This window comes from Vibrio albus (assembly GCF_003144035.1).
GTDB classification, from domain to species: Bacteria; Pseudomonadota; Gammaproteobacteria; order Enterobacterales; family Vibrionaceae; genus Vibrio; species Vibrio albus.
Map to the genome: position 1 here is coordinate 1 of NZ_QFWT01000031.1, position 1,035 is coordinate 1,035.

The window sequence follows — 1,035 nt, forward strand, 5'->3', positions numbered from 1 at the left end:
CCCAGACTTCCCCAAACTCATTCGTTCAGCATCCGATGCTAGGATGCGCACGAGACTTCTCGCTATCTCCCATTTTGTTGATGGAAAAAATCGCACTCAGATCGCTCACTATTTAAAAGTCAGTCGCACTAGTGTTAATAAATGGGTTACCGCTTATTTAACAGATGGAATTGATGGACTGACAGAAAAGCAGCATACCGGACGCCCTCCAAGGTTAACTGAAGAACAACTATCCCAGTTAAAGCGATATATCACAACTCATGCTATTAAGCCTGAAGGTGGAAGGCTCCAGGGGAGCGACATTATCGAGTATATCAATGAAGTATTTGGCCTTTCTTATAGCCTCTCTGGTGTCTATAAAATATTGAGAAAGCTTGATTTGGTTTGGATTACGACACGTTCAAAGCATCCCAAACAATCTCTAGAAGCCCAAGAGGCTTTTAAAAAAATTCCCAATAGAAACGATCCTTAAGATCCCCGGACATGTTGCTTTAAAAGATGTTCAAATCTGGTTTCAAGATGAAGCCAGATTTGGCCAGCGCAATACAACAACCCGAATATGGGCAGAAAAAGGGACTCGCCCCAGAGCGGTACAACAACAGCAATTTGAATATGCGTACCTATTTGGAGCGGTGTGCGTTAATACCGGAGAAACTGAAGCTATTGTTGTTCCGGTGAGCAACATGGAAGCAATGAAAGAGCAACTCAGGCTCATTTCTCAATCAACACCCATAGGCAAACATGCTGTCGTCATCATGGATCAAGCCAGTTGGCATCAAAGTTATCTTGCTGATTCATTTAAGAACCTGACGGTCATTCATATACCGCCCTATTCACCGGAACTCAACCCAATAGAGCAGGTATGGAGTTGGTTGCGTCAGAACGAAATAGCCAATAGGTGTTTTGAATGTTACGACAATATTGTCGACAAGCTGTGTAGTGCTTGGAATCGTTTTTGTGCAGACAAAAGCAGAGTCATTTCGCTCTGCTTTAGAGATTGGACTATATTGACCAGTTAATTAGTGTGATTGGTAT

Annotated in this window: 1 protein-coding gene; it reads left to right on the forward strand. The window is 42.7% G+C overall.

Annotated elements, in window-relative coordinates:
* A protein-coding gene (locus DI392_RS19390; protein ID WP_109321334.1) for an IS630 family transposase occupies window positions 1-1,019 on the forward strand; the annotation gives its coding sequence in 2 pieces (ribosomal slippage) (window positions 1-442 and window positions 444-1,019; 1,018 coding nt annotated over the 2 pieces). This gene is flagged as partial in the annotation.
* Window positions 1,020-1,035: the final 16 nt, after the last annotated feature.